Origin of the sequence: Streptomyces sp. NPDC056480, from assembly GCF_042795405.1 — a bacterium.
In the GTDB taxonomy this organism is placed as follows: Bacteria; Actinomycetota; Actinomycetes; order Streptomycetales; family Streptomycetaceae; genus Streptomyces.
This window is the reverse complement of the sequence record NZ_JBHTSA010000245.1, coordinates 1-2,881: the sequence shown is the minus strand read 5'-3', so window position 1 is coordinate 2,881 and position 2,881 is coordinate 1. Positions and strand designations below refer to the sequence as shown.

At 67.3% G+C, this 2,881-nt stretch carries 3 protein-coding genes; 1 reads left to right on the top strand and 2 read right to left on the bottom strand.

What is annotated here, in order from left to right; genetic code table 11:
• Positions 1 to 41: 41 nt before the first annotated feature.
• A complete protein-coding gene (locus ACFQ79_RS40590; protein ID WP_383593400.1) occupies positions 42 to 698 on the bottom strand; it encodes a histidine phosphatase family protein in 657 nt (218 codons plus the stop codon).
• Positions 699 to 810: 112 nt separating this feature from the next.
• Positions 811 to 1,692, bottom strand: a complete 882-nt coding sequence (locus ACFQ79_RS40585) for an LLM class F420-dependent oxidoreductase (RefSeq protein WP_383593399.1) — start codon at positions 1,690 to 1,692, stop codon at positions 811 to 813.
• 232 nt (positions 1,693 to 1,924) lie between these two features.
• Here ACFQ79_RS40585 and ACFQ79_RS40580 point away from each other — a divergent pair.
• Positions 1,925 to 2,881: DUF475 domain-containing protein (locus tag ACFQ79_RS40580; protein ID WP_383593396.1), on the top strand; the 957-nt coding region annotated here is incomplete at its 3' end.

The following is a 2,881-nucleotide window of genomic DNA, read 5'->3' as shown; positions in this document are numbered from 1 at the left end:
CGATGGGGCGGTGCCGAGCACCGCCCCATCGGCCGTCGAGGTCACCGATGGTCCGTCAGATGCGAGGTGTCGTTGAGCAGCCGTACCGACACGCCCCCGTCCGGGGAATAGGACACGGCCGACAGCGAGGCGGCCGACAACTCCATCCGGAACAGCGTCGCCGGTGGTGCGCCGAGCGCCAGCCGAAGCAGGGTCCGCAACACCCCGACATGGGACACGACCAGGACCGTCTGCCCCTCGTACCGTGCCAGGAGCCGGTCCCGCGCGAGCGTGGCCCGGCGCGCGACCGAGGCGAACGTCTCCCCGGTCCCGCCCGGCACCGCCTTCGGCGAGGCGAGCCACGCCGCCATCTCGTCCGGATGACGCTCGCGCACCTCGGCGAACGTCAGTCCCTCCCAGGCCCCGAAATCCGCCTCGGTCAGCCCTTCGTCGACGTGGACCTCCAGGCCCAGGCGACGAGCCGCCGCCTCGGCCGTCTGCCGGGCCCGGCGCAGCGGTGACGACACCACCGCCCGCACCGGACCGCGTGTGACGAGGACCCCAGCGGCGGCCTCGGCCTGGCGCAGCCCGGTCTCCGACAACGCCGGATCCGAGCCGCCGCTGCCGGATATGCGCTTCTCCGGTGTCAACGCCGTCTCACCGTGGCGTAGCAGCACAAGGGTCGTGGAGCTGCCCCGGGCGGCGAGTGAGGGATTCACGCCGGCTGCTCCACGACCGTGCGCCGAGCCGATGCGAAGCGGGTGTCCATGTCGGGTGTCCCCTTTCGGTCACGGCCGCCGTCGCCGGCGGCCCTGTGGCGGAGTGCGCGGTTCAGCGAAGCGCCGCGATGACCGGCGCGAAATTCTCCATGTTGTATTCCATGATCGTGAAGTACGTGAAGCCGTAGCGCTCACGACGTTCCTTGATCTGCTGCGCCATGTCCGCGGGGGTTCCGACCAGGACGCTGGGCACATCGTCGGGGCTCTGCTCGGCGCCGGGCGGCACCGGTGCGAACCTGTCGGGCACCGAGGCGCCTTCGGAGGGCGGAATCACCTGCTGTATCAGCAGATTGAGTTCCACGGAGTCGGCGCGGTCACCGAGCAGGCCGCGCACGTACGTGATGCGTTCCTCCATCTGCGCGCTTCCGGCCAGATGAAGCGCGTCACCCGTGGCGTCGGCCCAGCCACCGGGGAAGGCGATGATGTCGGCGTGCGTGGCGGCCACGCGGAGCAGCCGGTCGCCCCAGCCCGCGATCAGCAGGGGCGGGCCGGACGGCCGGGCCGGACGCGGCTGGTATTCGGGGTCGTCGAACAGGCCACGCAGCGTAGTGACCGTACGCTCCAGCTGTTCGACCCGCTTTCCACCACTCGGGAACGGAATCTCCGCGGTGTCGAACTCGGCCTTCACATAACCTGCGCCGAGCCCGAGCTCCAAACGCCCGTCGGTGAACTGGTCGGTGCTCGCCACATCGCGCGCGAGAAGAGCGGCGTTGTAGAACGGCGTGTTCAACACGAATGTGGTCAGCCGTATTCGTTCGGTCGCCTCGGCTGCGAGGACCAATGACGGGAACGGGGCGGGGAATCCGAGATGGTCGGCCACTCCGACCACGTCGAATCCGAGTTCCTCCGCTCTGCGGCACTTCGCGCGCCACTCGTGAAGTGAACCGGGGACGAACATGTTGACGCCGAAGCGTAAGGGGAGTTGGGAAGACATTATGCCTGTGTACCACACGTTGATTCTGCCGTCATCCCGCTCGGGAGGGACCGGATACCGGGCGCCCGGAAGGGTCTCCCCGCGCCGCGCCCGTCTTCAAGTGCCGTCTACTGATGCCATGTTGGCCGGTATGTGTCAGGACTCCCCTGCTTCGCCCTAGACTTCGGTCAGTGTTTGGTAAAGCCAGGTACGGCTCGCGGGGGGAGCCCCGCACAAAACGATTGGGTAGCCAGTGCTTCTGAAGACGTTCGGCTGGTCGTTCGCGGTGACCGCGCTCGGCCTCGTCGTAGCGGTGCTCTACGGGGGATGGGCGGCCTTCGGGATCGTGGCGATCCTGTCCATCCTCGAGATCTCGGTGTCGTTCGACAACGCCGTGGTCAACGCCGGGATCCTGAAGAAGATGAGTGCCTTCTGGCAGAAGATCTTCCTCACCATCGGTGTGCTCATCGCCGTCTTCGGCATGAGGCTGGTCTTCCCCGTCGTGATCGTGGCGATCAGTGCCAAGGTCGGCCCCATCGAGGCCGTCGACCTCGCGATCAACGACGCCGAGCGGTACGAGCAGCTCGTCACCGACGCCCATCCTTCGATCGCGGCCTTCGGCGGGATGTTCCTGCTGATGATCTTCCTCGAGTTCATCTTCGAGGACCGTGACATCAAGTGGCTCGGCTGGCTCGAGCGCCCGCTGGCCAAGCTCGGCAAGATCGACATGCTGTCGGTCTGCATCGCTCTCGTCGTCCTGGCCGTCAGCGCCATGACCTTCGCGACCCAGGCCCACCAGCACGGCGGCCTGCACGTCGACAAGGCGGCGACGGTCCTGCTCTCCGGCGTCTTCGGCCTCATCACGTACCTCGTCGTCGGAGGTCTCTCCGGCTACTTCGAGAACAAGCTCGAGGAAGAGGAGGAGCGCGAGCACGAGGCCGAGGAAGAGGCCAAGCGCAGCGGCAAGAAGGTCCCGGCGGTCGTGATGGCCGGCAAGGCCGCGTTCTTCATGTTCCTCTACCTGGAGGTCCTGGACGCGTCCTTCTCCTTCGACGGTGTCATCGCCGCCTTCGCCATCACCAACGACATCGTCCTGATGTCGCTCGGCCTCGGCATCGGCGCCATGTACGTCCGTTCGCTGACGGTCTACCTGGTCCGCCAGGGCACCCTCGACGACTACGTCTACCTGGAGCACGGCGCGCACTACGCG